General features: G+C 48.0%; 17 protein-coding genes and 1 pseudogene. 8 read left to right on the top strand and 10 right to left on the bottom strand.

Features of this window, described 5'->3' with window-relative positions:
- The 4 genes and pseudogenes from ACQY6I_RS15725 to ACQY6I_RS15710 form a co-directional block, all read right to left on the bottom strand.
- Nucleotides 1-406: pseudogene (locus ACQY6I_RS15725) on the bottom strand (transposase); the annotation flags it as partial.
- Between the two features lie 186 nt (nucleotides 407-592).
- Nucleotides 593-2,113 (bottom strand): DHA2 family efflux MFS transporter permease subunit, encoded by a 1,521-nt coding sequence (locus tag ACQY6I_RS15720; RefSeq protein WP_428242449.1) that lies wholly within the window; start codon nucleotides 2,111-2,113, stop codon nucleotides 593-595.
- Nucleotides 2,113-3,186 (bottom strand): HlyD family secretion protein, encoded by a 1,074-nt coding sequence (locus ACQY6I_RS15715; protein ID WP_428242448.1) that lies wholly within the window; start codon nucleotides 3,184-3,186, stop codon nucleotides 2,113-2,115. The genes ACQY6I_RS15720 and ACQY6I_RS15715 overlap by 1 nt, the downstream gene beginning before the upstream one ends.
- Nucleotides 3,187-3,203: 17 nt before the next feature.
- Nucleotides 3,204-3,638: a MarR family winged helix-turn-helix transcriptional regulator gene (locus ACQY6I_RS15710; RefSeq protein ID WP_428242447.1), complete on the bottom strand. Its 435-nt coding sequence runs from the start codon at nucleotides 3,636-3,638 to the stop codon at nucleotides 3,204-3,206.
- A gap of 335 nt (nucleotides 3,639-3,973) precedes the next feature.
- Between ACQY6I_RS15710 and ACQY6I_RS15705 the strand changes: the two genes are divergently transcribed.
- Complete coding sequence (locus ACQY6I_RS15705; protein WP_428242446.1) at nucleotides 3,974-5,245, top strand: O-acetylhomoserine aminocarboxypropyltransferase/cysteine synthase family protein; 1,272 nt, start codon at nucleotides 3,974-3,976, stop codon at nucleotides 5,243-5,245.
- 232 nt (nucleotides 5,246-5,477) lie between these two features.
- Here ACQY6I_RS15705 and ACQY6I_RS15700 read toward each other — a convergent pair whose 3' ends face one another.
- Together ACQY6I_RS15700 and katG are read right to left on the bottom strand one after the other, a co-directional pair.
- Nucleotides 5,478-7,112, bottom strand: a complete 1,635-nt coding sequence (locus tag ACQY6I_RS15700; RefSeq protein WP_428242445.1) for a pectate lyase — start codon at nucleotides 7,110-7,112, stop codon at nucleotides 5,478-5,480.
- Between the two features lie 174 nt (nucleotides 7,113-7,286).
- The gene (katG, locus tag ACQY6I_RS15695; protein ID WP_428242444.1) at nucleotides 7,287-9,506 is read right to left on the bottom strand and encodes a catalase/peroxidase HPI; all 2,220 of its coding nucleotides are present in this window, start codon (nucleotides 9,504-9,506) and stop codon (nucleotides 7,287-7,289) included.
- A 533-nt stretch (nucleotides 9,507-10,039) separates the two neighbouring features.
- Here katG and ACQY6I_RS15690 point away from each other — a divergent pair.
- Nucleotides 10,040-11,269 (top strand): exonuclease SbcCD subunit D C-terminal domain-containing protein, encoded by a 1,230-nt coding sequence (locus ACQY6I_RS15690; RefSeq protein ID WP_428242443.1) that lies wholly within the window; start codon nucleotides 10,040-10,042, stop codon nucleotides 11,267-11,269.
- Nucleotides 11,270-11,279: 10 nt separating this feature from the next.
- Nucleotides 11,280-14,534, top strand: a complete 3,255-nt coding sequence (locus tag ACQY6I_RS15685) for an AAA family ATPase (RefSeq protein WP_428242442.1) — start codon at nucleotides 11,280-11,282, stop codon at nucleotides 14,532-14,534.
- A gap of 87 nt (nucleotides 14,535-14,621) precedes the next feature.
- On the opposite strand, the gene metH is transcribed toward ACQY6I_RS15685, so the two are convergent.
- The gene (metH, locus tag ACQY6I_RS15680) at nucleotides 14,622-18,317 is read right to left on the bottom strand and encodes a methionine synthase (protein WP_428242441.1); all 3,696 of its coding nucleotides are present in this window, start codon (nucleotides 18,315-18,317) and stop codon (nucleotides 14,622-14,624) included.
- Between the two features lie 200 nt (nucleotides 18,318-18,517).
- Between metH and nfuA the strand changes: the two genes are divergently transcribed.
- The gene (gene nfuA, locus ACQY6I_RS15675; protein WP_428242440.1) at nucleotides 18,518-19,108 is read left to right on the top strand and encodes a Fe-S biogenesis protein NfuA; all 591 of its coding nucleotides are present in this window, start codon (nucleotides 18,518-18,520) and stop codon (nucleotides 19,106-19,108) included.
- Nucleotides 19,109-19,136: 28 nt separating this feature from the next.
- Here nfuA and ACQY6I_RS15670 read toward each other — a convergent pair whose 3' ends face one another.
- Together ACQY6I_RS15670 and ACQY6I_RS15665 are read right to left on the bottom strand one after the other, a co-directional pair.
- Nucleotides 19,137-19,748: a DNA-J related domain-containing protein gene (locus ACQY6I_RS15670; protein ID WP_428242439.1), complete on the bottom strand. Its 612-nt coding sequence runs from the start codon at nucleotides 19,746-19,748 to the stop codon at nucleotides 19,137-19,139.
- Nucleotides 19,745-20,569: a DUF1853 family protein gene (locus tag ACQY6I_RS15665; protein ID WP_428242438.1), complete on the bottom strand. Its 825-nt coding sequence runs from the start codon at nucleotides 20,567-20,569 to the stop codon at nucleotides 19,745-19,747. Before ACQY6I_RS15665 ends, ACQY6I_RS15670 begins: the two co-directional genes overlap by 4 nt.
- Nucleotides 20,570-20,612: 43 nt before the next feature.
- Here ACQY6I_RS15665 and ACQY6I_RS15660 point away from each other — a divergent pair, with 43 nt between their 5' ends.
- From ACQY6I_RS15660 to pepN, 4 genes are all read left to right on the top strand, one after another.
- The gene (locus ACQY6I_RS15660) at nucleotides 20,613-21,500 is read left to right on the top strand and encodes an NAD(+) kinase (RefSeq protein ID WP_428242437.1); all 888 of its coding nucleotides are present in this window, start codon (nucleotides 20,613-20,615) and stop codon (nucleotides 21,498-21,500) included.
- A 62-nt stretch (nucleotides 21,501-21,562) separates the two neighbouring features.
- The gene (locus tag ACQY6I_RS15655) at nucleotides 21,563-21,829 is read left to right on the top strand and encodes a YeaC family protein (protein WP_428242436.1); all 267 of its coding nucleotides are present in this window, start codon (nucleotides 21,563-21,565) and stop codon (nucleotides 21,827-21,829) included.
- Complete coding sequence (locus ACQY6I_RS15650; RefSeq protein WP_428242435.1) at nucleotides 21,826-22,695, top strand: DUF2797 domain-containing protein; 870 nt, start codon at nucleotides 21,826-21,828, stop codon at nucleotides 22,693-22,695. The genes ACQY6I_RS15655 and ACQY6I_RS15650 overlap by 4 nt, the downstream gene beginning before the upstream one ends.
- Nucleotides 22,696-22,709: 14 nt before the next feature.
- Nucleotides 22,710-25,355: an aminopeptidase N gene (gene pepN / locus ACQY6I_RS15645; RefSeq protein ID WP_428242434.1), complete on the top strand. Its 2,646-nt coding sequence runs from the start codon at nucleotides 22,710-22,712 to the stop codon at nucleotides 25,353-25,355.
- Between the two features lie 77 nt (nucleotides 25,356-25,432).
- Here the strand turns inward: pepN and rmf are convergent, their stop codons facing one another.
- Nucleotides 25,433-25,645, bottom strand: coding sequence for a ribosome modulation factor (rmf, locus tag ACQY6I_RS15640; protein ID WP_428242433.1), 213 nt, complete (start codon nucleotides 25,643-25,645; stop codon nucleotides 25,433-25,435).
- Nucleotides 25,646-25,688 lie beyond the last annotated feature (43 nt).

Here is a 25,688-nt window from a genome sequence, read left to right as displayed (position 1 = left end):
TGGATGTTAAGGTTTCACGCCATTGTTCGACCAATGTCATTAACATTTTCTCTTCAGCCGGAGAGAAACGATCACCGTTAAGGTAACGCTGACTCAGGGGAACACCTTTGTAGAGACGGTGCCAGCGGGTAATGACTTCTTTCATCGACCACTGTTTGCTTTGCCTGGAATTCACATGGAGCACCACATGCACATGGTTGGTCATGACGGCATAGGCGCAGATATCCATGGCGAACACCTCACCCAACCATAACAAGCGGTCTTCAACCCACTGGCGGCGGTGTTCGTAACTGGTTTGAGTGAGAGGATCGAAGCCACAGAGAAAGGCCCGTCGAACGCAGCGGGAGGTACAATGATAGTACGGGGTGGCATGGAGTGATATCTGCGACTTCCTTGATCGGGCCATGGCTTTGTCCTGATATATATACAGTACCGAATAATGCCTGCTATCGAAAAATTGATCAAGTTTTAAAGTGGGTGTCCAATTAGTATTCTTAAAGTGGGTGTCCTGGTAAAAAACGTAGTGGTTGAAGCAGGAGCTTTTTATGGTCGATTACTGTTTCATCAGCGGTTCCTGCTTCATTTGTTTTGTTTATGCCGAAGCGGTCTGAGTTCTTTGTTTGGGTGAACTCATTAGTAGCAATAATGGTATGGCAGCCAGGGTTATGAACATCATGAACCGAAAATCCTGAAGATATGCAAGGGTGGTGGCCTGTGTAGTGACCACTCCGTCTAGGATGGATAGCCCATAACTGGATTCTGTCAAAATGCCTTTTCCTACTGCCTGAGCCAATGCATGGTTGTTTGGGTTGATCAGTTCAGAAAAAACTGCATGGTTTTTCTGGGCAGATTGGGCAAGGAATGTTGTGACGATTGAAATACCAATGCTGCTACCGATGCTCCGAATCAGGCTATACATGGATGTCCCTTCTGTACGGTAGTGCGGTGCTAGGGTGGCGAAGGTGACGGTGGTTAGTGGTACGAAAACAAACCCGAAGCCAAAACCCTGAATGATGCCTGTTCTGATTAAGTCATATCCTGAGCTATCCACTGTAAATTTGGTCATTTCCCATAGTGAGCAGGCAATACACAGTAGACCGATAAAAATCAGATAGCGTGCATCAACCCTTGAGGACAGACGGCCTACGATCATCATAGCAGCCATGGTGCCAAAGCCTCTGGGGGCTAGTAAATATCCTGTATTAATGACTGGATATCCCATCAGGTTTTGCATAAATGGTGGTAACAGTGCCATGGAGGCAAGTAATACCACACCGACAACAAAAATAAATACCAGACCAGCAGACAGGTTCCGGTCTTTGAACAGCGCAGGTTCAATAAATGGATTTTTCGCGGTAAAAATATGTGTAATAAATAGATAAAGTGCCAGTACTGCCATAATAGTTTCGATGATAATTTCGCTGCTACTAAACCAATCCTGGGATTGGCCACGGTCAAGCATCATTTGGAGTGCACCAATGCCCAGCGCCAGAAAAGAAAAGCCAAGCAGGTCAAAACGTCGCCCTTTTTCCAATATGGTTTCAGGTACAAAGCGAAACAGGCCAATAAGAGCTAGTATTCCAAAGGGGACATTAATATAAAACACCCACCGCCAGTTGTAGTGCTCAGTGAGTATTCCTCCCAGAGAGGGGCCCAGAATAGGGCCAAGCATGACACCAATGCCGAAGGTGGCCATGGCTGAGCCATGTTTTTCTTTTGGATAGGTATCGAGCAGCACTGCTTGTGCCAGGGGTACAAGACTAGCTCCAAAAACCCCTTGTAAAAGACGAAAAGCAACCATTTGTGTAAGGGATTGCGCTGCACCACACATCATAGATGCAAGGGTGAACCCGGCAACCGATACGATCAGTAGCTTACGGCGACCAAAGCGAGCGGTTAGAAACCCTGTCATCGGCATGAAAATAGCTGACGCGACGATATAAGAGGTGAGCACCCAGGAAATCTGATCCTGAGAGGCTCCCATGCTTCCTTGCATGTGCGGTAGTGCCACATTTGCAATAGTGGTATCCAGCGCTTGCATAACGGTTGCCAGCATAACCGAAATGGTAATAAACAGGCGTTGGACAGCGGTTTTTTCTGTATCCTGATTCATTATAGTGAAAAGCCCATAATGTTTCGTTTGTGTCCAGTTTTGATGGCGACAATGGTACTGAGACCGGCACGTAAATTCGGTGTGTTCTGGTCTTCCTGAATACGGATCCTTACAGGAACCCGTTGTGCTACTTTTACCCAGTTCCCCGTACCATTTTGTGCCGGCAGTATAGAAAATTCAGAGCTGGTTCCTGGGCTCAGGCTTTCGACGGTTCCTTTCCAGGAGACATTTGGATAAGTGTCTACATGAATTTCCACCATCTGACCTGGTTTCACATAGGTGAGGTCTTTTTCCGGATAATTAGCTTCAATCCAGAACTGATGATTTTGTACCAGTGCCAGGGCGCTTTGGCCTGCAGTGATAAACTGACCTTTTTTGGGGGGAATCCGAACGATGCCGTCGATAGGAGCTTTAATGCGCGTATGTGCCAGGTTTAGCTGCGCCTGATCCAGCTGAGCCTGGGCGGCCAAATAGTCAGGGTGTTGCTCAATTGGAAGATCGATGCTGCCGCCGAGATTTTCCAGGATTTGTTTCAGCCCTTCATTTGCGGCAATTAATTGCAGGTTGGCTATGCGGGTGTCCTGTTTAACTGCATCGAACTGTGAGCTGGAAATGAAGTGTTTTTTGAGCAGGTCTTCGTTGCGTTTCTCTTCTGCCAGTGCATAGTCATAACGACTTTGTGCGAGTTTCAGTTCCGCCTGTTTTTGTGCGTACGAGACTTTAAGAGCTGCCAGCTGGGTTTTCACCTGGGCCAGTTGGGCTTTCGCTTGTTGTACGGCTACATTGAATGTTTCTGGATCTATTTCGAATAACAGGTCTCCGGCTTTAACCGGTTGATTTTCCTGAGCTTCAACCCGCCTGATAGTCCCGGAGACTTCAGAACTGATAGCTACCATATCTGCTTTGACATAGGCATTGTCGGTTTCTACAGATTGCCCACCTTTCAAATAGATCCCTCCCCCTGCTACGAGTGCAATGACCGGTACAACGATCATTAGCAAAATCCGTTTGAGGGGATTGTGCCTGGCAGATGGAATATTGGGTTTTGTATCGTAATTTGGAGTATCAGACATCTTTGGAGTTCCTAAATTCAGAGTGACAACAGTCGATTGCGAATTCTGATGAGCATATTGATCAATTGTTCTACTTCCTGTTTTTCCAGGTCCTGAAGCATATCCGTCAATAACTGCTGGGTGGTTTGTTCCACCTGTGCGAGGTGTGGACCGGCATCTTCACATAGGTGAATCAGATGGGCGCGACGGTCATTAGGATCCGGTTGGCGGACGATAAGTCTTTCGCTGGCGAGATGATCCAGCACTTTAACCAGGGTCATGGGTTGAATATCCAGCACATCGGCCAGCTCTTTTTGTTTCACTCCTTCGTGTTTGGAAATAAACAGCAGAGCTTTGGCCTGGGCCAGAGTCAGGGAGCTTTGATCGGCTCTTTCTACATACAGGCGCCGAACCAGGCGGTGGATATCCGCGATCAGAAAGCCAGGATTATTCAATCGATCATTGGAAGACATAGTTATACCTTATAGTAAGCTTTGCTTATTATAAGGACGTCTTGGTTGTTCTCAATGATCGAATTGTTAGGATTGTGTGAAGGTTTGGTTTATTCAGTGAGTAGTTGAAAGCTCGTAACGTGTTGATGTTTTCAGGGAGAAGGCAGTTGCCGTCGGAGCATATTGAAAGAATCGGGAGTTATATGGGGAGTTGGGAGCTGTCTGCTAAACTGTAGTCTTCTGTTGATCTGGCTGTGAGCCATCGCGGACACGTTTGTATGGTGCGATGAGGCTCAACCAGAACTAGTATCAGGTTAACCAAAATCAAATAACGATAATGACAAGGCAAAAGTAGTATGAAAATAGAGACACAGGCAATTCACGCAGGGTTCAATGATGATCCAACCACTCGGGCAGTGGCAGTGCCAATCTATCAGACGACATCCTACAGTTTCCGTGATACCCAACATGGCGCTGATCTGTTTGATCTGAAAGAGCCGGGTAATATTTATACCCGGATCATGAATCCCACTAATGATGTGCTGGAGCAGCGTCTTGCGGCAATGGAGGGAGGAATTGCAGCGTTGTGCATGGCATCGGGTATGGCCGCCATCACGGCATCCGTTCAAACCCTGGCCGTGGCAGGAGACAATATTGTTTCTGTCAGTCAGCTCTATGGTGGTACCTATAATCTATTTGCTCATACATTCCCACAGCAGGGCATTGAAGTGCGTATGGCACCAGGCAGCGATATCGATGCTCTGGAAGCGTTGATCGATGATAAAACCAAGGCCTTGTTTTGCGAGTCTATTGGCAATCCGGCAGGTAATGTGGTTGACCTCAAGGCTTTGTCGGATATGGCACATCGTCATGGTGTACCGGTGATTGTTGATAACACTGTTGCCACGCCGTACCTGTGCCGACCGTTTGAACATGGTGCTGATATCGTTGTGCACTCTTTGACGAAATACATTGGGGGGCATGGTACGACGGTTGGCGGTGCCATTGTCGATTCCGGTAAATTTCCCTGGAAAGATAATCCAAGATTTCCGCGTTTCAATGAACCGGATCCTTCATATCATGGTGTGGTGTATACCGAAGCACTGGGTGAGGCGGCATTTATTGGCCGTGCCAGAGTGGTGCCGCTGAGAAATATGGGAGCAGCATTATCACCCATGAATGCGTTCTTGATTTTGCAGGGATTGGAAACGCTGGCGTTGCGAATGGATCGTCATGTACAAAATGCACAGCAAGTAGCCGAATATCTGAGTAACCATACCCAAGTTGCCTGGGTTAATTATGCCGGTTTGAGTGATAGCCAGTATCATGAAGTGGCTCAACGTATGCTGAATGGTAAACCTTCGGCCATCCTCAGTTTTGGTATCAAAGGTGGGGCCGAAGCAGGTGCCCGTTTCATTGATGCATTACAAATGATCAAACGGTTGGTGAACATTGGTGATGCAAAGTCCCTGGCTTGTCACCCGGCTACAACGACCCATCGTCAGCTCAATGAAGATGAACTTAAGGCAGCAGGTGTCAGTAGTGATCTGGTCAGACTGTCTATTGGCATTGAGCATGTGGAAGATATCATTGCTGATATCGAGCAGGCCCTTGCTGCAGCCAACTAAGTTAAAAAAGCGGATGCCTCATTAGGGGGTGTCCGTTTTATAGTATGCAATGAGATACCTGTTTATATGGAAATCTGCTTTTGTTATTGGGATAACAAAATGTTCTCTCAGCTAAAAAGCAATCCAGGTGTGGATGAAACCAACTTCCACACCATCAAGAAAAGATAAATCTTTTGTTACATCTCCAGCCAGCCGCCTCATACCCATCTACATAATGTGTTAAATACGCTGGCTACTTCTGCCGGGAATAAATTGCTTTGATATCCATTGTATTTTTGCAACTACCGTCAGGCATCATCATATCTCCATGAATGTAGCCGCCACGACTTCGGTATGCAGGTATCTGAGTCTGTTGGTTTTCGCTCGCCGCAATTAAGCTGAGCAGTACAAGTGGTTCGATGTCGTCAAAGCGGCAGTGAATATGGTCTTTGCTGGTCGTAAATACGCCTCGGTTGGCGCTGCGATTGAAGATGTTATCTCCAAGTTTTTTGGCCAGATTCAGATAACTTTGACTCTGGGTGGCGCGGTGCATTTCCAGTACAGCCAATAACAAGAGTGTTTCGTTGGCGTTGGTGTTGAGTTCGACTTGTGGTGAACTGGGGCCCCAGTCACCCAGTTCAAAGTGTTTTGCCATAGCACAGATGGCTGGCCAGAGTATTTCACTTCGTGTTTCCACCCAATTGGTGACACATGCCAGAAAAACGTGAGGGGGAAGTGGCCGTCGCGTAAATGGTGTGCCTTTATGGCCATAGTAACCATAGCGTGGAATGTGGTGACCGGTTAGATCTTTTCCATCGGCAAACATGGGTTTGATTTCATTGCTGGCCGGGTCGTAGGCGTAATGAATCCAAGCTTCCAATCCTTCCGTTGTCCATGTAAGCAATTGCTGCCCTTTGTCACCCAACTCACGGGCGAGCAGTGTTTGAGTCAGGGCACAATCTCCGTAAATTCCTTCCGGTCCATTCAGTGCTTCTTCATCCATTTTGAACAGAACCCAGGCTTCTTTGGCAACATCGCCATATTCCGGGCCAAACTGGCGTTGGGCGCGGTCACCCCAAAATGAGAAAGTGTATTGCGGATGATGTTCGTCCGTGGGTGCATCGCCGGTTTTGGCCGGGCGATTGTATTGATAGCAACCCAGTTTGGTTCCAGGGTAACGGCTGTTGACATACTGGCGCATTAGGAATTCCGCCCATGACAATGCCTCCTGATCCTGGTCAAGTTTGTAGAGCATTCCGGCACTGAAGATTAGATCATTCCCGATGTTAATGAACGACAGGCCTTTCATTTCCCGTAAGGGTTCAAGGCCTTCATGCTGGGGTTTGTTCCAAAAGTTGTGTTCGTCAAATGTTTTGCCATATTCACCATGACGGGACATTTCCAAATTGTCCCAATTGCTAACGTGGCTGTTCCAGATTGCTTTGATCAACCGTCGCGTAGCCGTGGGGTTGGTCTCATACATCAGTTCGTAAAAAGGGCAGTGATGTTTTAGTTCGTGCAGCATGTTTTTATTTTCCGGACCAACAGCCTGCAGTGTTTTGAGGTCCAGAAATGAATGGCCGCCCCAACGTATCAAGCCACTTTTGTCTGCATGTTCAAAATGCCAGGTGATAGCATCTTTGGCCGCTTGTCGGTATTGAGGTTTGCCAGTAAGGGCAGTCAATCCGGTCAGAAACCGGAACAGATTCTGCTGGCTGGCAATATTGGAGGGTTCCCAGGGAGTGCCGTCGGTATTTTTCCAGATAACCGGTTTGCCGGTAAAGGTGTCGCAACCGTCAAAAAAAAGCGGAGTACCATGATATGGATCGCGATAACGCTCCAGTAAAGTATCCGCGTATTGAATGAGGTATTGAAGTATTTGTTGCATGTAAACAGCCTGTTGTATTGAAGCAATGCACAGGTGTTGATTTTGTCATGTCTGTCGGAAGAGATTAAGCGGAAAGTGGTGATTTTGCCGTTTTTTATAGAGAGAGGTGATCATTGTCAGGAGTAGAAAAAATAGCGGCGCAGAATGCGCCGCGTTTTAAAAAAAGTGGAACGATTAGAGATCAAAGCGATCGAGTTTCATCACTTTGGTCCATGCGGCCACGAAGTCATCAACAAATTTCTGGCCGGCATCATCGGACGCATAGACTTCTGCGACAGCACGTAACTCAGAGTGTGAGCCAAAAATGAGATCCACAGGAGTGGCTTCCCATCTCAATTTGTTGGTTTCACGGTCACGCCCTTCGTAAATACCATCCATGTCAGAGGATTTGCTCCATTTGGTTGACATATCCAGCAGGTTCACAAAGAAGTCATTGCTCAGGGTTCCCGGGCGGTCAGTGAAGACGCCATATTTAGAGCCGTCACTGTTGGCGTCCAGCGAGCGCATGCCACCGACCAACACCGTCATTTCTGGTACGGTCAAAGTCAGCAGATTGGCTTTGTCGACCAGCATACGGGTTGGTGACATCGGGCTGCGGTCATCGTAATAGTTGCGGAAAGCGTCGGCCTTGGGTTCGAGCACAGCAAACGAATGCACATCTGTTTGGTCCTGAGTGGCATCGGCACGGCCAGGAGTGAACGGCACCTCAACTTTGTAACCACCTTGTTTTGCGGCCTGTTCGATGGCTGTGTCACCACCAAGGACAATCAAATCTGCCAGAGAGATTTTTCGTTTTGCAGATTTTTGATTGAAGTTTTCCTGAATACTCTCCAGGCGGCCGAGTACTTTCTTCAACTCAGCTGGATTGTTGGCCGGCCAGTTGATTTGTGGCTGCAGACGAATACGAGCGCCGTTTGCTCCGCCCCGCATGTCAGTTCCGCGGAAACTGGATGCAGAAGCCCAGGCGGTTCTGATCAGTTCTGCTCCGGAGAGTCCTGAAGCAAGAATCTGTTTTTTCAGCTTGGAAATGTCTCTTTGATTGACCGGCTTATAATCAACCGCAGGGATGGGATCCTGCCAGATCAAGGCCTCTTGAGGAACATCGGGGCCGAGGTAGCGGCTACGTGGCCCCATGTCCCGGTGAGTCAGCTTGAACCAGGCTTTGGCGAATGCCAGTTGATATTGCTGTGGATCTTTGTGGAAGCGCTCAGCAATTTTCCGATAGGCCGGATCTGCTTTCAGGGCCAGGTCAGTAGTAAACATGATCGGAGCATGGCGCTTGATGGGGTCGTGTGCGTCGGGGGCCAGATTGGCTGCCTGATCGTCAGCGGGAATCCATTGTATTGCGCCTGCCGGACTTCTGGTTTGTACCCAGTCATAACCAAACAGGTTGTCCAGGTATTGGGTGGTCCAGGCTATCGGGTTGACTGACCATGAACCTTCCAGGCCACTGGTAATCGTATCCGCACCTTTACCAGAGCCGCATTTGTTTTTCCAACCCAGTCCCTGATCTTCTATTGGAGCCGCTGCCGGGGCTTCTCCCAGGCAATCTGCTTTTCCATTACCATGCGCCTTTCCAAACGTATGGCCTCCAGCGATTAATGCCACGGTTTCCTCGTCATTCATTGCCATGCGGCCAAAAGTTTCTCGAATATCCTTGGCTGCCAGCAATGGGTCAGGATTGCCACCAGGACCTTCGGGATTTACGTAAATCAAGCCCATTTGCACTGCAGCGAGTGGATCTTCCAGTTTCCGGTCACCGCTGTAACGATCTTCATCACCGAGCCATTTCTTTTCTGAGCCCCAATAAACCATATCTGGTTCCCAGTCATCTTCACGGCCACCGGCAAAACCAAATGTTTTAAAGCCCATTGACTCAAGAGACACATTTCCCGTCAGGACCATCAGGTCCGCCCAGGAAATTTTCCGGCCATACTTTTGCTTGATAGGCCATAACAATCGACGTGCTTTATCGAGATTAACGTTGTCGGGCCAACTGTTCAGAGGTTCGAAACGTTGTTGTCCTCCAGCCGCGCCACCGCGACCATCACCCATTCTATATACCCCGGCACTGTGCCAGGCCATGCGAATAAAGAATGGCCCATAATGACCGTAATCGGCTGGCCACCAGTCTTGTGAGGTGGTTAACAGTTTTTTGATGTCTTCTTTAACCGCATCCAGATCCAGGCTGTTGAATTCTTTGATGTAGTCAAAGTTATCACCCATTGGATTGGATTCAGAGTCATGTTGTCGGAGAGGGCTGAGATCCAGTTTCTCCGGCCACCAGAATTTATTGTTAGTAGCATGTTCTTGGGCTGCAGCAGAATTAGAAATAAGAATTGAAGACGTTGATATCGCTAATGCTGCCACAAAAGGGATCGTACTTTTTAGCATTTAGATTAACCTTTAATTAGAGACGAAAGGTATACCACTACGATACATCAGTACTTTTATAAAAGTACTAATCGAAATTACCGGGCGTCAGGGTTGCATTAATAAAGTAGTTACTTATTAGCCAGGGATTTTTCATAAATTTGTATTAACAAATGTTAGTACAATATAAATTTACTAATGCCAGAAGATACCCTTGTGTTAATAGTTTTTATATATGGCAATTTTCCTTCCCAAGCATTTTTAGAATAACATTATATTTTTCCGATACCAATACATTAAAAAGTAGTAATGAACCATTTTGGGGGTTTTAGTTAACGGAAATTTGATGTTAATAAATATCATAATAATTAATTTGATAACTGTGTCGCCATTATGATGTCAAGTCATAAAAAGATGGTGTAGTAACGATTGGTGTGGTTCTTTTGGAGGAGTTGAAACAGTAACCTTTTGACTATAGCTGGTTTGAGCTCATGTTCGGATTGGTTTATAAAGCCTGCTTAAATTTATAAATCGGTCAGCGTGGAAATCAAATTATGAGAATTCTTCACACCTCCGATTGGCACCTCGGGCGTTCTCTTTATGGCCGCAAACGTTATGACGAATTTTCCGCCTTTCTGGACTGGTTAATGGTCATCATAGAGCGGGAGGAGATAGATACCTTGCTGGTAGCTGGCGATGTATTTGATACCACGACCCCAAGCCATCGGGCGCAAGCCTTGTATTATCAGTGTTTATGCCGGATAGCAGCATCCTGTTGCCGTCATGTCGTGGTGATTGCGGGCAATCATGATTCACCTTCGTTTTTGGAGGCGCCAGGGAAATTACTCAAAATGCTGAATGTACATGTGATAGGGGCGGTCACAGAGTCATTGGAAGATGAGGTTCTGCTGTTGTCTGATGGGCAAAAACCTGAGGCAATTGTCTGTGCGGTTCCTTATTTGCGTGATAAAGATGTACGGACTGCAAAGCCAGGAGAAACCATTGATGATAAAAACCGTCACTTGCTGGATGGCATTCGTAAACACTATGAAAATGTATGTGCATTGGCTGTGCAGAAAAGAGCGTCGCTAGGGGACACCTATGTGCCGATCATCGCGATGGGGCACTTATTTACTGCTGGTGGTACGACGATGGATGGCGATGGTGTTCGGGAGCTGTATGTTGGATCTTTGGCGCATATCGAAAAAAATATCTTTCCATCATCGATTGATTATCTGGCTCTGGGGCATTTGCATGTTCCTCAAAAAGTGGGGGGTGAGGATCATCTTCGCTACAGTGGCTCGCCTATTCCGATGGGGTTTGGTGAAGCAAATCAACAGAAACAGGTCGTTGTGATTGAAACGAAATCGAACGATATAGGTATAACGGAAATTTCTGTTCCATGTTTTCAGCCTTTGGTTCGAGTCGTGGGGACGCAGCAGGATATTGTGAATCGCCTTCAGCAGTTGGTAAGAGAAGAGAGTAACGCCTGGTTGGAAATCGAATATACCGGGCAGGAGGTGATTGGGAATTTACGTGAAGTCGTGGATGACATTTTGACCGATTCTCTGATGGAGGTTCGCAGAATTAAAAACCGTCGCATGGTCGACAAGGTTATGCAGACGGTAGCTGAAGAAGAAACGCTAGATGATCTGAATGAAGGAGATGTTTTTGTCCGTTGTCTGGATGCTCATGATGTTCCTGAAGAGCAAAGACCGGTATTAATGACCTGCTATCAGGAAATTGTCCAATCTCTGCACGATGCAGACAAGCAGGCAGAGTAGGGCCGCTGACATGAAAATACTGGAACTCAGATTTCAAAACCTTAACTCCCTTTATGGTGAATGGAGGATCGACTTTACCGATCCGGAATATGTATCCAACGGCATTTTTGCGCTCGTTGGTCCAACCGGTGCTGGAAAGTCCACGATTCTGGATGCCATTTGTCTGGCGTTGTATGGTCGAACTCCCAGGCTTGGCAATATTACCAAGAGTGCCAATGGCATCATGTCGCGACAAACCTCTGAATGTTACGCCGAAGTGGTGTTCGAAACTCAGACCGGGGTGTTTCGTTGTAAATGGACACAGCGCCGGGCACGACGTAAAGCAGATGGTGCATTGCAGACACCGGAGCATCAAATTGCCAATGCCGATAGTGGTCAGTTGTTGGAGACAAAAAAAAGTCAGGTGGCTGCTGTTATTGAAGCCCACACCGGCATGGATTTCGATCGGTTTACCCGCTCCATTCTGTTGGCACAGGGCGGTTTTGATACGTTCCTGAAAGCAGATGTTGAGCAAAAGTCGAAAATTCTGGAACAGATTACCGGCACTGGCATCTATACGGATATTTCCCGCATGACCCATGAACGTCAACGACAGGAACAGGAAAAACTGACGCTCTTACAGGCGGAAACCAAAGGCATTGTCATGTTGGCACCGGAACAGGAAGTAGAGATTCGGCGGGATCTGCATGATCAGCAGCAACAGGTCAGTATCGTAAACCGACAGTTAACTGAAGCCCGTCAGGCTATTGACTGGTGGCAGGGGATCGAAACACTGCGCCAGGAGTTACGGCGCCTGGCAGGTGAACAGCAACAATTAAAGGTGCAGATTGAGACCTTTGTGCCGCAACAGGAGCGACTGAATCGAGCCATAAAGGCTGCTACTTTAGACGGACAATATGCCACTCTGATTGCTGAGCGCAGAAAGCAGGCAGATGATCAGGCGGCCCTATCGAGCCTGCAGAAGCAGATGCCAGAATTGGAAAAGATGGTAAAAAATCGGGAAGAGGCATGGCATGCCGCCGAACAGAATACGGTAGCCGCCAGAACCCGTTTGAACGAAGCAACGCCGTTGCTGAACCAGGTTCGGGCACTGGATCAGAGCCTGAAAGACAAAGCAAATAACCTCGCTGAAGCCGATGAGGCGATCAGGGGAATGCTGGCTGATATCAATGTCCTTGAACAGCAACGTACGGAGTATCAGCAGGGCTACGATCAGACCGTCCAGCAGCAGCAGCGGATTGAGCAATATTGCGCTGACCATCGTCGCGATGAGTCGCTGGTCAATGGGCTGGCCGGCATTGAGATGCAGTTTGCGGATCTGCTCAAGCAGCGAGCAGAATTGCAGCGGCTTCGTGAACAGCAGCAACAGGCCAGGGAGCAAGTGGAAAAATACGGACGGACGCAGGCGCAGTGCCAGCAGCAGGATGACCTCTCGGCTCAGAAGCTGAAAGAAGCACAGGCAGCCTTGCAGACAGGAAAAGAAAAGCGCGATCAGCTTTTGGCCGGACGCCTGCTGCGAGAGCACCGGGCTGAAAGAGACGCATTACAAACGCAATTAATACTACAGAATCGCATTGCCGTTTTGGAAGAGCATCGGCAGTCATTGGAAGATGGTAAACCCTGTCCGCTTTGTGGTGCGACAGCGCATCCTTATGCTAAGGGCAATCTTCCTTTTGGTAACGATACCGAGAAACGTATTGCCGGATTGCAAAACCTAATCACTCAAGTGGAAGCGCACGAAGAGATCCTCGAACAGCTGGATCAGAGGGTGCAGCAGGTCGCTATCGAACGGCGACAGGCTGAGCAGGCTTTGGTGGATGCTCGTCACTATCTATCTTCGGCTGAAAAAAGCCTGGCTGAAATCACCGACCGATTGAGCCGGATGCAGGCCGGATACGATACCCAGAGCCAGATTGTTGTAGCGCCATTGCAGGCTTATGGCGTGACAGAGCTGGGAGACGATGTCGCTGAGCTGTTGCAGTCTCTGCGCCAACGGGCCGAGTACTGGCAGCAGCATATCAAGGAGAAAAACAGACTCGAAAATGTCATGACTGGGTTAAAAGGTGAGCTTAAGTCCATTGATGTTTTGATGGCCTCGCAGCATCAGACCTTGCAAGGGCAGCAACAAAAGCGCGATGCACTTAAACAACAGTCTCACGATATCCAGACTCAGCGCCAGCAGTTGTTCGGCGATAAACAGACCGATGCTGAGCAGATATGCCTGCAACAAGCGATTGATCAGGCCATTGTTGAAGAAAAGAACCTCGGAACTGAGCGGCATGATCTGCAGCGACAGTTGACAGAAGCCAATACCCGTATCAACTCCCTGAGTCAGACGATGGACAAACGAAAGGTGGAAATACAAGAAGCGGAAGCCTCGCTGTTACAGGCATTGCGCGAAGCCGGTTTTATGAATGAGGATGAGCTCGCAGCTGCCCGTTGCAGTATTGACGAGCGAGAGGCATTAACGCAGCAGGCAGAACAGTTGCAAAAACATCAGACTCAGCTGACGGATCGAAAGCAGGACCGGGAAGCGCGACTGGCGGCAGAACAGGCCAAACAATTGACTGAACAGACTCCTGAACAATTGCAGTCCCGGATACAGGAGCTGGATGAAAGTGGGCAACAACTAAACGAGCAATTAGCCTCTCTGACTCACCAGCTTCGCAGTCATGCTGAGGCTCAAGAGCGGTTTAAAGCCGTGCAGGTGGCTATTCAGGCGCAAACAACTGAATGTGAGCGCTGGAATCAATTGCACAACCTTATCGGTTCCGCCGATGGCAAAAAATATCGGAATTTTGCCCAGGGACTGACATTTGAGCTGCTGGTTTCCCATGCCAATCGTCAGCTCGAAAAGATGACCGATCGATATTTATTGCTGCGGGATAGCGAGCAACCGCTGGAGCTTAATGTGCTGGATAATTATCAGGCTGGTGAGGTTCGTTCTACCCGCAATCTTTCCGGGGGTGAAAGTTTTATTGTCAGTTTGGCCCTGGCACTTGGGTTGTCCATGATGGCCAGTCGTAAGGTAAGGGTGGACTCCATGTTTCTGGATGAAGGATTTGGGACACTGGATGAAGATACCCTGGATACGGCACTAGAAACGCTTTCCAGTGTGCAGCAGGGAGGGAAACTTATCGGAGTAATCTCTCACGTTCCGGCGCTGAAAGAACGCATTGGCACCCAAATTCAGGTTTTTCCTTTGTCCGGAGGCAAGAGCGCACTGAATGGCCCAGGGTGTGAACGGTTGCAGCTGTCCCATTGACCAAGCGCGATACCGGGTTGAAGAATTTTTGAATTCAGATAAGACAGCCTTCCCGAGGAAGGCTGTCAAATGCTTTGGCCGGACGGATCAGTCTGGTTCATAACCGAGATTCGGTGCCAGCCAACGTTCGAGTATTTTAACCTCCATACCTTTACGTTCGGCCAAATCACGAACCTGGTCACGATCAATTTTGCCGACTCCGAAATACTTTGATTCCGGATGACTGAAGTACCACCCTGATACCGCTGCAGCCGGTGTCATGGCAAAGCTTCCAGTCAATTCCACACCCGTATGTTCAGTGGCATTGAGCAGACTGAACAGCGCTGCTTTTTCGGTGTGATCCGGACAGGCCGGGTAACCCGGAGCCGGGCGGATGCCCTGATAGCGTTCCTTGATCAGTTCTTCGCTACTGAATTGTTGAGGGTTATAACCCCAATATTCCGTACGTACCCGCTCATGCATCCTTTCCGCAAATGCTTCTGCGAAACGATCAGCCAGTGCTTTGACCATAATGGCGTTGTAGTCATCGTGCTGCTGTTCATATTGCTTCGCCAGAGCTTCGGCACCAATGCCGGCCGTCACAACAAAACCACCAATATAATCGGGTTTGCTGTGGTCCGGAGCGATAAAATCGGCCAGAGAATACGCTGGCTGACCTTCAGCCTTAGTCTGTTGCTGACGCAGATGATGCAAGGTGGTCATAACTTCATCACGTGATTCATCACGATAAATCACCACATCATCGGCGCCGCTGCGATTGGCTGGCCACAGACCAATAACTGCGCGGGCCTTGATCAGTTTCTGTTCCACCAGTTGCTTAAGCATCGCCTGGGCATCATGGAACAACTTGGTTGCCTCTTCGCCGACCACTTTATCGGTCAGAATTTTCGGATATTTGCCGTGTAATTCCCAGGTCATAAAGAACGGGGTCCAGTCGATGTAGTCCACCAGTTCTGCCAATGGATAATCGTCAAACACATGAATCCCGGGCTGATTGGGTACTGGCGGAGTATATTCCTGCCAGTTCAGTGCCAGGGCATTGTCTTTGGCCTGGTTATAGGGCAGTAATGATTTAGCCTTACGATTCTTATTACGTTCCCGCACTGTTTCATATTCTTTGCGGCGTTCATCGAGATAAATCGGCTTGAGCTCAGCACTGGAAAGGGATGTGGCTACAGACACCGCACGTGAGGCATCCGTCACGTATACGACACCGTCATTTTGATATTGCGGCTCAATTTTTACCGCCGTATGGGCCTTGGACGTGGTGGCCCCCCCAATCATCAATGGTACTTTAAAGTCCAGTCGTTGCATCTCTTTGGCAACGTGCACCATTTCGTCGAGAGAGGGTGTAATAAGACCACTGAGACCAATAATGTCGACATTTTTTTCCTTGGCCACCTGCAGGATTTTTTCCGCTGGTACCATGACGCCGAGATCAATGACTTCAAAATTATTGCACTGCAACACTACGCCAACGATATTTTTACCGATGTCGTGAACATCGCCTTTAACCGTTGCCATTAGCACTTTTCCTTTGGCTTTGGCATCGCTGGATTTCTCCGCTTCAATAAACGGAATCAAATGAGCCACTGCCTGTTTCATGACCCGGGCGGATTTCACTACCTGGGGCAGAAACATTTTTCCGGAACCGAATAAATCGCCCACTACGTTCATGCCATCCATTAGAGGTCCTTCAATGACTTCAATCGGATGGTTGACCTGCAGCCGGCATTCTTCTGTATCTTCAAGTATATGGCTGGTAATCCCCTTAACCAGTGCGTGCTCTATACGCTTGGTGACGGGCAGGCTGCGCCATTCCAAGTCTTCTTTTTTGGCAGCGGTGCCATCGCCGCGATACTGTTCTGCGATTTCCAGCAGTCGGTCCGTCGAATCCGGGCGGCGGTTCAGTACTACATCTTCCACACGTTCTTTTAACTCGGCGGGAATATCGTCGTATACCACTAGCTGACCGGCATTGACGATGCCCATATTCATGCCGGCTTTAACCGCGTGGTATAGGAATACTGAGTGAATGGCCTCGCGGACCGGGTTATTACCCCGGAACGAAAACGAGACGTTGGAAACTCCTCCGCTAATGGATGCATGGGGGAGGTTCTGGCGGATATAGCGGGTGGCTTCGATGAAATCAACGGCGTAATTGTTGTGTTCTTCAATACCGGTTGCGACCGCAAAAATGTTTGGGTCGAAGATGATATCTTGTGGAGGGAAACCGATATTGACGAGGGTATTGTAGCTGCGGGTACAGATATCGATTTTGCGTTCGATGGTATCGGCCTGACCCGTTTCATCAAACGCCATAACCACAACGGCCGCGCCATACTTCATACATTCACGGGCATGATGCAGAAATGCTTCTTCGCCTTCCTTTAATGAAATGGAGTTGACGATGGATTTGCCTTGAATGCATTTTAGACCGGCTTCGATCACTTCCCATTTGGATGAGTCCACCATGATGGGCACTTTAGCAATATCCGGCTCGGAGGCGATCAGATTACAGAACTTTTCCATCGCGGCTCTGGAATCGAGCATTCCCTCATCCATATTGATGTCGATGACCTGGGCACCGTTCTCCACCTGATCACGGGCGACATCGAGCGCTTCATCAAACTGTTCTTCCACGATCAGGCGTTTGAATTTGGCAGAACCTGTCACGTTGGTGCGCTCGCCGACGTTCACAAATAATGTCTGCTCGCTGAACTTGAATGGTTCCAGCCCCGATAACTCCAGGGAAATCTCTGGCGTGGCTATGACCCGTGGTGGGAAATCCTGTACTGCTTCAGCAATTGCCTTGATGTGCGCAGGTGTTGTACCACAGCAGCCGCCAACAATATTCAGAAAGCCACTCTGAGCAAATTCACGGATGACTTTAGCCATTTCCTCCGGTGTTTCATCATATTCCCCAAATTCGTTGGGTAACCCTGCATTGGGGTGAGCGGAAACGTGAGTGTTGACGTTGGTGGCCAGGACCTCCACATATGGCCGTAATTCCTGGGCACCTAATGCGCAGTTCAGTCCCACGCTGACTGGATTGGCATGCTGGACTGAATACCAGAACGCCTCGGTCATCTGCCCGGACAGTGTTCTTCCTGAGGCGTCGGTAATGGTTCCCGAAATCATGATTGGCAGTTCAATCTGGCGTTGTTCAAACACTGTCTTGATCGCATAAATCGCTGCTTTGGCGTTCAACGTATCAAAGGAGGTCTCGATCATCAGAAGATCGGCGTCACCATCAATGAGGCCGTTTGTGGCTTCGCTATAGAGTTTGACCATTTCATCGAAACTGGCGTTTCGTGCAGCCGGATTGTTGACATCTGGGGAAATAGACAGAGTCTTGCCGGTAGGCCCCAGAACACCAACTGCCCAGCGCGGCTTTTCGGGAGTTTTATCGGTGTATTCGTCACAGATTGAGCGAGCCAGCAGGGCGCTGGCTTTGTTAAGTTCGTAAGCGTGTTCCTGCATACCATAGTCGCTTTGTGAAGCGGTATTGGCATTGAAGGTATTAGTCTCGATAATATCAGAACCTGCTTCCAGGTAGGCTTTGTAGATACCACGAATAACCTGGGGTTGGGTGATTGAGAGCAGGTCGTTGTTGCCTTTGAGATCGCTGGGGTGGTCGGCGAACCGCTCGCCACGGTAATCTTTCTCTTCCAGGCGGTAACTTTGAATCATGGAGCCCATGGCACCATCCAAAATGAGGATCCGCTGTTTTAGAGCTTGATAAAACTGTTCAATACGCTGCTGGCGTTTGTTTTGACTCATGAGAATGGTGTCTCTTTGATTTATATTGGGCAATAGTGTGAAAGTATATCAAAAAAAATTGATATAGATCCCCCGGTAGTATGAAATTTATTATTTGGCAGCTTGAAATCCTGTCATATAATCCTGATTATTTTAGTCTGTTATTTTGTTGTTCTGAGTTATGTTTTAGAATAACGTCACATTTCAATAAGTGAGTTTTTATGAGTATCGATATCCGAATCAGTGAGGCTGCCCAAGGTTATCTAGCTGAGTTATTGGCCAAGCAGAACGTTGAAGGTATTGCGGTCAGGATGTTTGTCACCCAGCCGGGAACCCGCTATGCGGAGACTTGTCTGGCTTATTGCAAGCCGGGCGAAGAAAAGCCTTCAGACGAGAAACTGGTATTGGAACAAATCTCCGTTTATCTCGATGAGCCCAGCCTGCCATATCTGGAAGAGGCGGTGGTAGACTTTCAGCAGGAGAAAATGGGCGGACAGCTGACGATCAAAGCCCCCAATGCCAAGATGCCGAAAGTGACATCTGACAGTCCCTTAAGTGAGCAGATTAAATACATCCTCTATACCGAAATCAATCCTGGCCTGGCGGCGCATGGTGGTGAGGTCTCACTGGAGGAGCTGACGGAGGATAATGTCGCTATTTTGCGTTTTGGTGGTGGCTGTCAGGGATGTTCGGCGGTGGATATGACCCTCAAAGATGGAGTCGAAAAAACCCTGCTTGAACGTTTACCGGGTTTGAAAGGTGTGCGGGATGTGACCGATCATACCGTCACCGAAAACGCTTACTACCAGTAAATGGTCTGCCAGGCCGTTATTCGCGGCCTTATCCGTTCTTTTTATACAAAGCCTTCAGTGTGTTGTAGGCTTCAAGCACTGGTTTTAGTTTTTCTGCATCTCCGCCTTTATCAGGATGATGCTGATTGGCCAGTGACCGGAATCGCTGTTTAATGTCCTCCCAATTGCATGGATAGCTCAGTCCTAATACCTTGAAGGCATCTTCTCCAGCCCAATGAGCCTTGGCATTGCGCCAGAAGCTTTTAATAAGATCATCGACATTTTCCCGACTGGTTGAGTCAAAGTTACTGAAGTCGAGATAATACTCTTTAGCATGGTTGAAATCTGTTATGTCCTGCTGGTGCAGAGTACCGTTGAAAGGATAAAGGCAGATATTGATTGGGCCGATGATCAGGTGGCCATTCTGATTAAGCCATAAAATGTCCTGTAGCTGATACAGAGCATTAAACAGGATGAAATGGGTTTGAAACAGTACCAGCGAGTCGGCCAGATTTTTTTTTGGAAAAACGCCTTCAAACTCTGTATCCAGATAATTGATCAGTTCAATCTCTTTCATGCCGCCGGGATGAGCGCGTAAAGCGGTTTCGATGGCAACCAGCAGGTTGGGGTGCAATGGGTTTTTAATGGTCTGTGCTGTCATACCGTTTGTCCGTTGTTCTGTTCATCAATGCTTTGTAGCCAGATTTCCGGCACCAGAAATTGACGCTGCCCATTGCGAATGATCATGATCGGATATTCTTTACCGTCTTCGACAGGATAATCCGTTTCCATGGCAATGGGGTCAAGCCAGTGGGATTTATCCAGATAACTCCCACTATATGGCCATTTGGCTGCTAATTCCCAGTTGGCAGTTTGGATAGCCGGGTTTATATAGTCCGGCAGGTGGCATTGCCCTTCATGACCAAACAGCCAGCCTTTAACATGCATGGCACTGGCCAGGTTTTGTGAAATTCCGTAATGATCCAACTGTGTGCGTGCTGCCGGGTGCTCATGAAGTCTCAGTTGATGGTTTTTCAGGCGCAGATATTTTTGCATCAGCGTATCGCGGATATCGGGGCCGTACCATCCCCAGGAAGTCTGAAGATAAAATTTAACTGCGGTCTCTATATGCCAGACTTGGCCGTCTGTCAGGTGCATGACAATAAAATCGAGTTCGCCAACCGTTCTGTTGGTATCTTGGATCTGAATATTTCGACCCAGTAATTGCCACTCAGGGTGATCTATCAGGTAATGTTCAAGCAGTTGCTCAAAACGAAATCCCAGTCGTCGGGGAAAGTCCGGTTCGTCGGATCCCGACTGATCCAGGTTCTGTAGCCACTCTATACTCCAGGCATCCGGGCGAAACGGGGAGGGGTAGTACGCAAAAAGATCAGGGCTGAACAGGGACCACGCCAGTTGTCGTGTCCAGGATTGGTGTAATTGGGGAATCAATTGTCCCACATCTGACTTTACGCATTTCATTACGGTATGATGCCATGAAAGTACACTTGGTTAGAGCTAATTTATGTCTCATTTTTCGTGCGTCGGTATTCTGGGTCGTTTGGGTAATGATAATGTCTTGAATACCCTGAGGAACCTGATTCAATTGCTGAGTGACCGGCAGATTCCCTTTAAAGTTGAAGATTTATTAAAGAACACTCTGAGAAACGAAGATGTGGATTATGCCACCAGAGCAGAACTAGGCGCTTTTGCCGATTTGATTATTGTTGTCGGAGGCGATGGAACGTTACTTGGCGCCGCGCGTGATATGGCGATTTATGATTTGCCGGTGCTCGGGATTAACCGTGGGCGTCTGGGGTTTCTGACGGATATCATGCCGGACCAGATGGAACTGGTGGTCAGTGATGTATTCTCTGGTAATTTTATTGAAGAACAGCGTTTTCTGCTGGAAGTCAAAGTGTGCAGAGATGGTGAGTGGGTGGGTAGCTCTGCCGCCATGAATGACATTGTGCTTCATCCCGGTCAGTCTATCCGTATGATAGAGTTTGAACTCTTGATTGACGGTCAGTTTGTCTATAGTCAGCGCTCCGATGGGCTCATCGTTTCCACTCCAACAGGTTCCACGGCTTATGCTTTGTCCGCTGGTGGTCCGCTCATGCATCCCAAGCTGAATGCTATCGTGCTGGTGCCTATGTTTCCGCATACGTTGACCAGTCGACCACTGGTGGTTGATGGTGATGCCGCAGTATGTGTTCGCATTGGCTATGAAAATGATCTGGCACCGCAGGTCAGTTGCGATGCTCAGAATCATCTGGTGACTCTGCAGGGTGATGAGTTGCATATCAGCAAGATGTCCCATAGCCTCAGACTGTTGCATCCAAAGAACTACGATTACTACGAAATCTGCCGGACCAAGCTGGGATGGGGCAGCCGTTTGGGGAACGATGGCTGATAATCACTTTATCCGGGGTTTATGTTAGCATCGCGCAAAATCAAAACAGGTTAAAACCCCCGATGGATTACAATACTCTCATCAATCAGATGACCCCCGAAATCTACCAAAATCTTAAAAGCAGCCTGGAACTGAGCAAATGGCCAAACGGGCAGCGGATGTCCGAACAGCAGAAAGAAGCCTGCATGGAGGCGATTATTGCTTATGAATACCGGTTTAAGAATGAGCAGGAGCGCACCGGCTATATAGAGAAGGGTAAAAAGGTCACTCCGCAGGGTGTTCAGGAGAGTCCTATCAATTTGATTGATATTCTCCAGGAGGGGTCATGAACGGCGATCTTTTTGTGTCAGAAGAGATGGTCAGTCGTGGAGAGTTCGTGCTCGACAAAATGGAAACCCGACTTGCACAGGATAACCTGGTGCACTATGAGTTGGTATCAGGCGATCGTCGTGTTGCCTTGAGTGATTGCTTGGGAAAATCTGTTGAAATCAATTTTAGTGGCAGGATTTTATGCTGTTACTGTGGCCAGGCAACCAACAAAAGCTTCGGTCAGGGGTATTGTTATAAGCATTTTATGGCGCTGGCACAATGTGATGCCTGTATGATGAGCCCCGAAAAGTGCCATATTGCCCAGGGCACCTGCCGTGAACCGGAATGGGCTGAAAATGTCTGTCTGCAGCCGCATTATGTGTATCTTGCCAATGCCTCTGACCTCAAAGTTGGGATTACCCGGGCAGGTCAGTTGCCGACCCGGTGGATCGATCAGGGAGCGGTACAGGCTACACCGATTGCCCGAGTGTCCAGTCGTTATTTGTCCGGTTTGGTGGAGGTAACTTTTAAACAGAAGGTTGCTGATAAAACCAATTGGCGGGCGATGTTGAAAGGGGACAATGCAAGCATTGATTTGCATGCCCGTCGTGATGAATTGTTTGCTGAATTAAAGCCCCAGCTTGATGAACTTATTCTGCAACATGGCCGACAGCATATTCAATTGATTCATCACAGTGAAGTGCAGGAAATTCGTTATCCGGTACAACGTTATCCGGAAAAGATTAGTAGCTTTAATCTGGATAAGCAGCCTCTGGTTGCTGGTATTCTGCAAGGTATTAAAGGTCAATATCTGATTTTTGATACAGGTGTTATGAATGTCCGCCGGCATACCGGCTATCAGATTGAATTGAGAATTCAGGCCTAAATTGAGGTTGTTTAATGAGCCAAACTGAACCACAAACCATTTATTTGAAAGATTATCAGGTTCCTGACCACCTGGTGGATGAGATATTCATGAATGTGAATATCGAACAGTCCTTTACGATTGTTGAGGCCTCACTGAAAATCAGACGGAATCCTGAATCCGATAATGACAACGCGCCGTTGTGCCTGTATGGCGCTGATCTTGAAACCCTGAAAATAGCCATTGATGGCCGTGAGCTTTCAGCCGCAGAGTATCACATCGAAGAAGAAAAACTGTTGATCAGTGATCTACCTGATTCATTTGAAATCTTGACTCAAGTAAAAATCTATCCTGACAGGAATACCAGTCTGGAAGGCTTTTATTTGTCCGGTAGTATGTTATGTACTCAGTGTGAAGCCGAAGGTTTTCGCAAAATTACCTGGTATCCTGACCGTCCTGATGTGATGGCGGTATTTACGACTCGATTGGAAGCCGACAAGAAACAGTTCCCAGTATTGCTGGCCAATGGTAATCCAACGGAAAAAGGTGATCTTGATAATGGTCGGCACTTTGCCACTTGGCATGATCCGTTCAAAAAGCCCAGCTATCTGTTTGCCATGGTGGCCGGGGACCTGGTGAAGAGCGAGAGTCAGTTTACCACTTGCTCCGGCCGGGTAATCGACATTCATGTGTTTGTTGAACAACACAATGCTGCAAAAACAGATTTTGCCCATGGTGCGCTACATCGTTCCATGCGTTGGGATGAAGAACGTTTCGGTCGTGAATATGATCTGGATCTGTTCATGATCGTGGCTTCTGACTTCTTTAATATGGGCGCCATGGAAAACAAAGGTTTGAATATCTTCAATTCCTCAGCTGTTCTGGCAAATGAAAAAACCACGACAGATGAAGCATTTGAACGCATTGAATCGATTATCGGCCATGAGTATTTCCATAACTGGTCTGGTAATCGGGTGACCTGTCGGGACTGGTTTCAGTTAAGTCTGAAAGAAGGATTCACCGTTTTCCGTGATGCGGAGTTCACTGCCGATCTACACTCCCGCGCCGTCAAGCGGGTAGATGACGTGACGGTATTGAAGACTCTCCAGTTTGCTCAGGATGCTGGTGCCATGGCGCATCCGGTCCGACCTGGCAGTTACATTGAAATTAATAACTTCTATACCCTGACCGTTTATGAGAAAGGCGCCGAAGTCGTTCGCATGATACATACTTTGTTGGGCGCTGAGCTGTTCCGTAAAGGCAGTGATCACTATTTTGAGCACAATGACGGTAAGGCGGCGACTATTGAAGACTTTATTGCCAGTATGCATGCAGTCAGTGGCTTTGATTTTACTCAGTTTATGCTCTGGTATGAACAGGCGGGTACGCCGGTCGTGGAAGTCAGCTCCCAGTATGATGAGGTTTCCCGCACATATGCGTTAACTTTTAAACAGACTGTGCCGGACACTCACGGTCAGACTGGCAAAAAACCAATGCTGATTCCTGTGAAGCTTGGATTGCTGGATGGCCAGGGAAATGATATTGCGCTGGATATAGAGCCCTCTGAACAGTTCAATCCGGTGACTTCGGTGCTGTCTGTGACCCAGGCTGAACAGACATTTGTATGCAAGCAGATCCCAGTACGCCCAGTGCCGTCGCTGTTAAGGGATTTTTCTGCGCCGGTGGAACTGAAGTATGCCTATAGTCGCCAGGAACTGGCTTTCCTGATGGCCAATGACAGCAATGAGTTTAACCGCTGGGATGCTGCGCAACGATTGATGGTTGACGTGTTAATCGAGCAGATCAATGGTTTTGAAGAAGTGGCGAAAGTGTCAGTGGCCGACGAGTTATTGGCGGCCGTGGCTGCAGTATTGTCCGATCAGACCATGGATCTTGCGATTAAAGCCCGTATGCTGGTGTTGCCGGCGGAGCAATATCTGTTTGAACTGATGAATCCAGCTGACGTAGACATCATTCATCAGGTGCGTGAAGCAGTCGCCAATGCCATTGCTCTTCGCTATCAGGCAGAATTCAGAAATCTGTATCAGCAGCTGAATCAAAGCAAACCCTATGCCTTCAATTTTCAGGATGCTTCCGAGCGCAGCCTGAAAAATATTGCTCTGAGCTATTGGATTCGCAGCGCTGACCCGGCAGCGATGGCTGCGGTGGAGACCCAATATCGGGAAAGCAATAACTTTACTGACCGTTCCCGGGCTTTGGGGCTTATAGTGAACTATGCTGCGGTGGAAGTTCGCCAACAATATCTGGATGAGTTCCTGGAGCAGTGGAAGCATGATTCGCTCATGGTCCAATACTGGTTTGGACTGCAGGCTGGCAGCGAAAAAACGGATCTGGCCGCCATTCAAACGCTTGAAAATAACAACTATTTTGATATCAAGAATCCGAATATTGTGCGTCATCTGATTGGTGTCTTTGCCAATCGAAACCTGGTGCAATTCCATAAAACAGACGGCAGTGGATATAGTTATCTGGCTGATAAAATTATTCAGTTGAACAAATCAAATCCACAGATTGCTTCTCGTTTGTGTTCTGTATTCCAGGGCCTGCCACGCCATACTCCTGAACGTCAAAAACTGATGAGAGTGGAGTTGAACCGTATTAAGGATGAGCCAAAGTTGAGTGCAGATGTGTTCGAAATTATTGATCGAATTCTGTCTTGAGTGTTGTTTGTCTGCTCAGAAAAAGAAAAAGCGCCATTAAGGCGCTTTTTCTTTCCAAATCTGATTGAATAGCAGAATTATTGCATGGTGATTTCTGCTATTCGATGAATACCGCGGACTCCGGTGAGACCATCCCAGTTATCCACTCGTCCTTCCCGCCAGCCATTCAGCCATTCCTGATGTTCTGTTGGGTTTACTTTGGGACAACTATCTTTCGACTTTCCTTCAATGCCTGCCATATAGCCTTTTTGAAATGCTCTCTCCATACGATCACGCTTTTGTCTTCTCATAAACTGACCTCTTGTGTCTATTTGGGTATCTTCAGTTTGTGAT

Origin of the sequence: Gynuella sp., from assembly GCF_050297175.1 — a bacterium.
Classification (GTDB): domain Bacteria; phylum Pseudomonadota; class Gammaproteobacteria; order Pseudomonadales; family Natronospirillaceae; genus Gynuella.
Note: the sequence above shows the minus strand (reverse complement) of the source record. Positions and strands in the feature narration are given on the sequence as shown.

Coding starts and splice junctions, on each gene's coding strand:
- ACQY6I_RS15690 (WP_428242443.1), top strand. CDS start 10,040: ATGAGAATTCTTCACACCTCCGATTGGCACCTCGGGCGTTCTCTTTAT.
- katG (WP_428242444.1), bottom strand. CDS start 9,506: ATGCTAAAAAGTACGATCCCTTTTGTGGCAGCATTAGCGATATCAACG.
- ACQY6I_RS15665 (WP_428242438.1), bottom strand. CDS start 20,569: ATGAAATGCGTAAAGTCAGATGTGGGACAATTGATTCCCCAATTACAC.
- pepN (WP_428242434.1), top strand. CDS start 22,710: ATGAGCCAAACTGAACCACAAACCATTTATTTGAAAGATTATCAGGTT.
- ACQY6I_RS15660 (WP_428242437.1), top strand. CDS start 20,613: ATGTCTCATTTTTCGTGCGTCGGTATTCTGGGTCGTTTGGGTAATGAT.
- ACQY6I_RS15650 (WP_428242435.1), top strand. CDS start 21,826: ATGAACGGCGATCTTTTTGTGTCAGAAGAGATGGTCAGTCGTGGAGAG.
- ACQY6I_RS15700 (WP_428242445.1), bottom strand. CDS start 7,112: ATGCAACAAATACTTCAATACCTCATTCAATACGCGGATACTTTACTG.
- ACQY6I_RS15715 (WP_428242448.1), bottom strand. CDS start 3,186: ATGTCTGATACTCCAAATTACGATACAAAACCCAATATTCCATCTGCC.
- ACQY6I_RS15685 (WP_428242442.1), top strand. CDS start 11,280: ATGAAAATACTGGAACTCAGATTTCAAAACCTTAACTCCCTTTATGGT.
- ACQY6I_RS15670 (WP_428242439.1), bottom strand. CDS start 19,748: ATGACAGCACAGACCATTAAAAACCCATTGCACCCCAACCTGCTGGTT.
- ACQY6I_RS15655 (WP_428242436.1), top strand. CDS start 21,563: ATGGATTACAATACTCTCATCAATCAGATGACCCCCGAAATCTACCAA.
- ACQY6I_RS15710 (WP_428242447.1), bottom strand. CDS start 3,638: ATGTCTTCCAATGATCGATTGAATAATCCTGGCTTTCTGATCGCGGAT.
- metH (WP_428242441.1), bottom strand. CDS start 18,317: ATGAGTCAAAACAAACGCCAGCAGCGTATTGAACAGTTTTATCAAGCT.
- nfuA (WP_428242440.1), top strand. CDS start 18,518: ATGAGTATCGATATCCGAATCAGTGAGGCTGCCCAAGGTTATCTAGCT.
- rmf (WP_428242433.1), bottom strand. CDS start 25,645: ATGAGAAGACAAAAGCGTGATCGTATGGAGAGAGCATTTCAAAAAGGC.
- ACQY6I_RS15705 (WP_428242446.1), top strand. CDS start 3,974: ATGAAAATAGAGACACAGGCAATTCACGCAGGGTTCAATGATGATCCA.
- ACQY6I_RS15720 (WP_428242449.1), bottom strand. CDS start 2,113: ATGAATCAGGATACAGAAAAAACCGCTGTCCAACGCCTGTTTATTACC.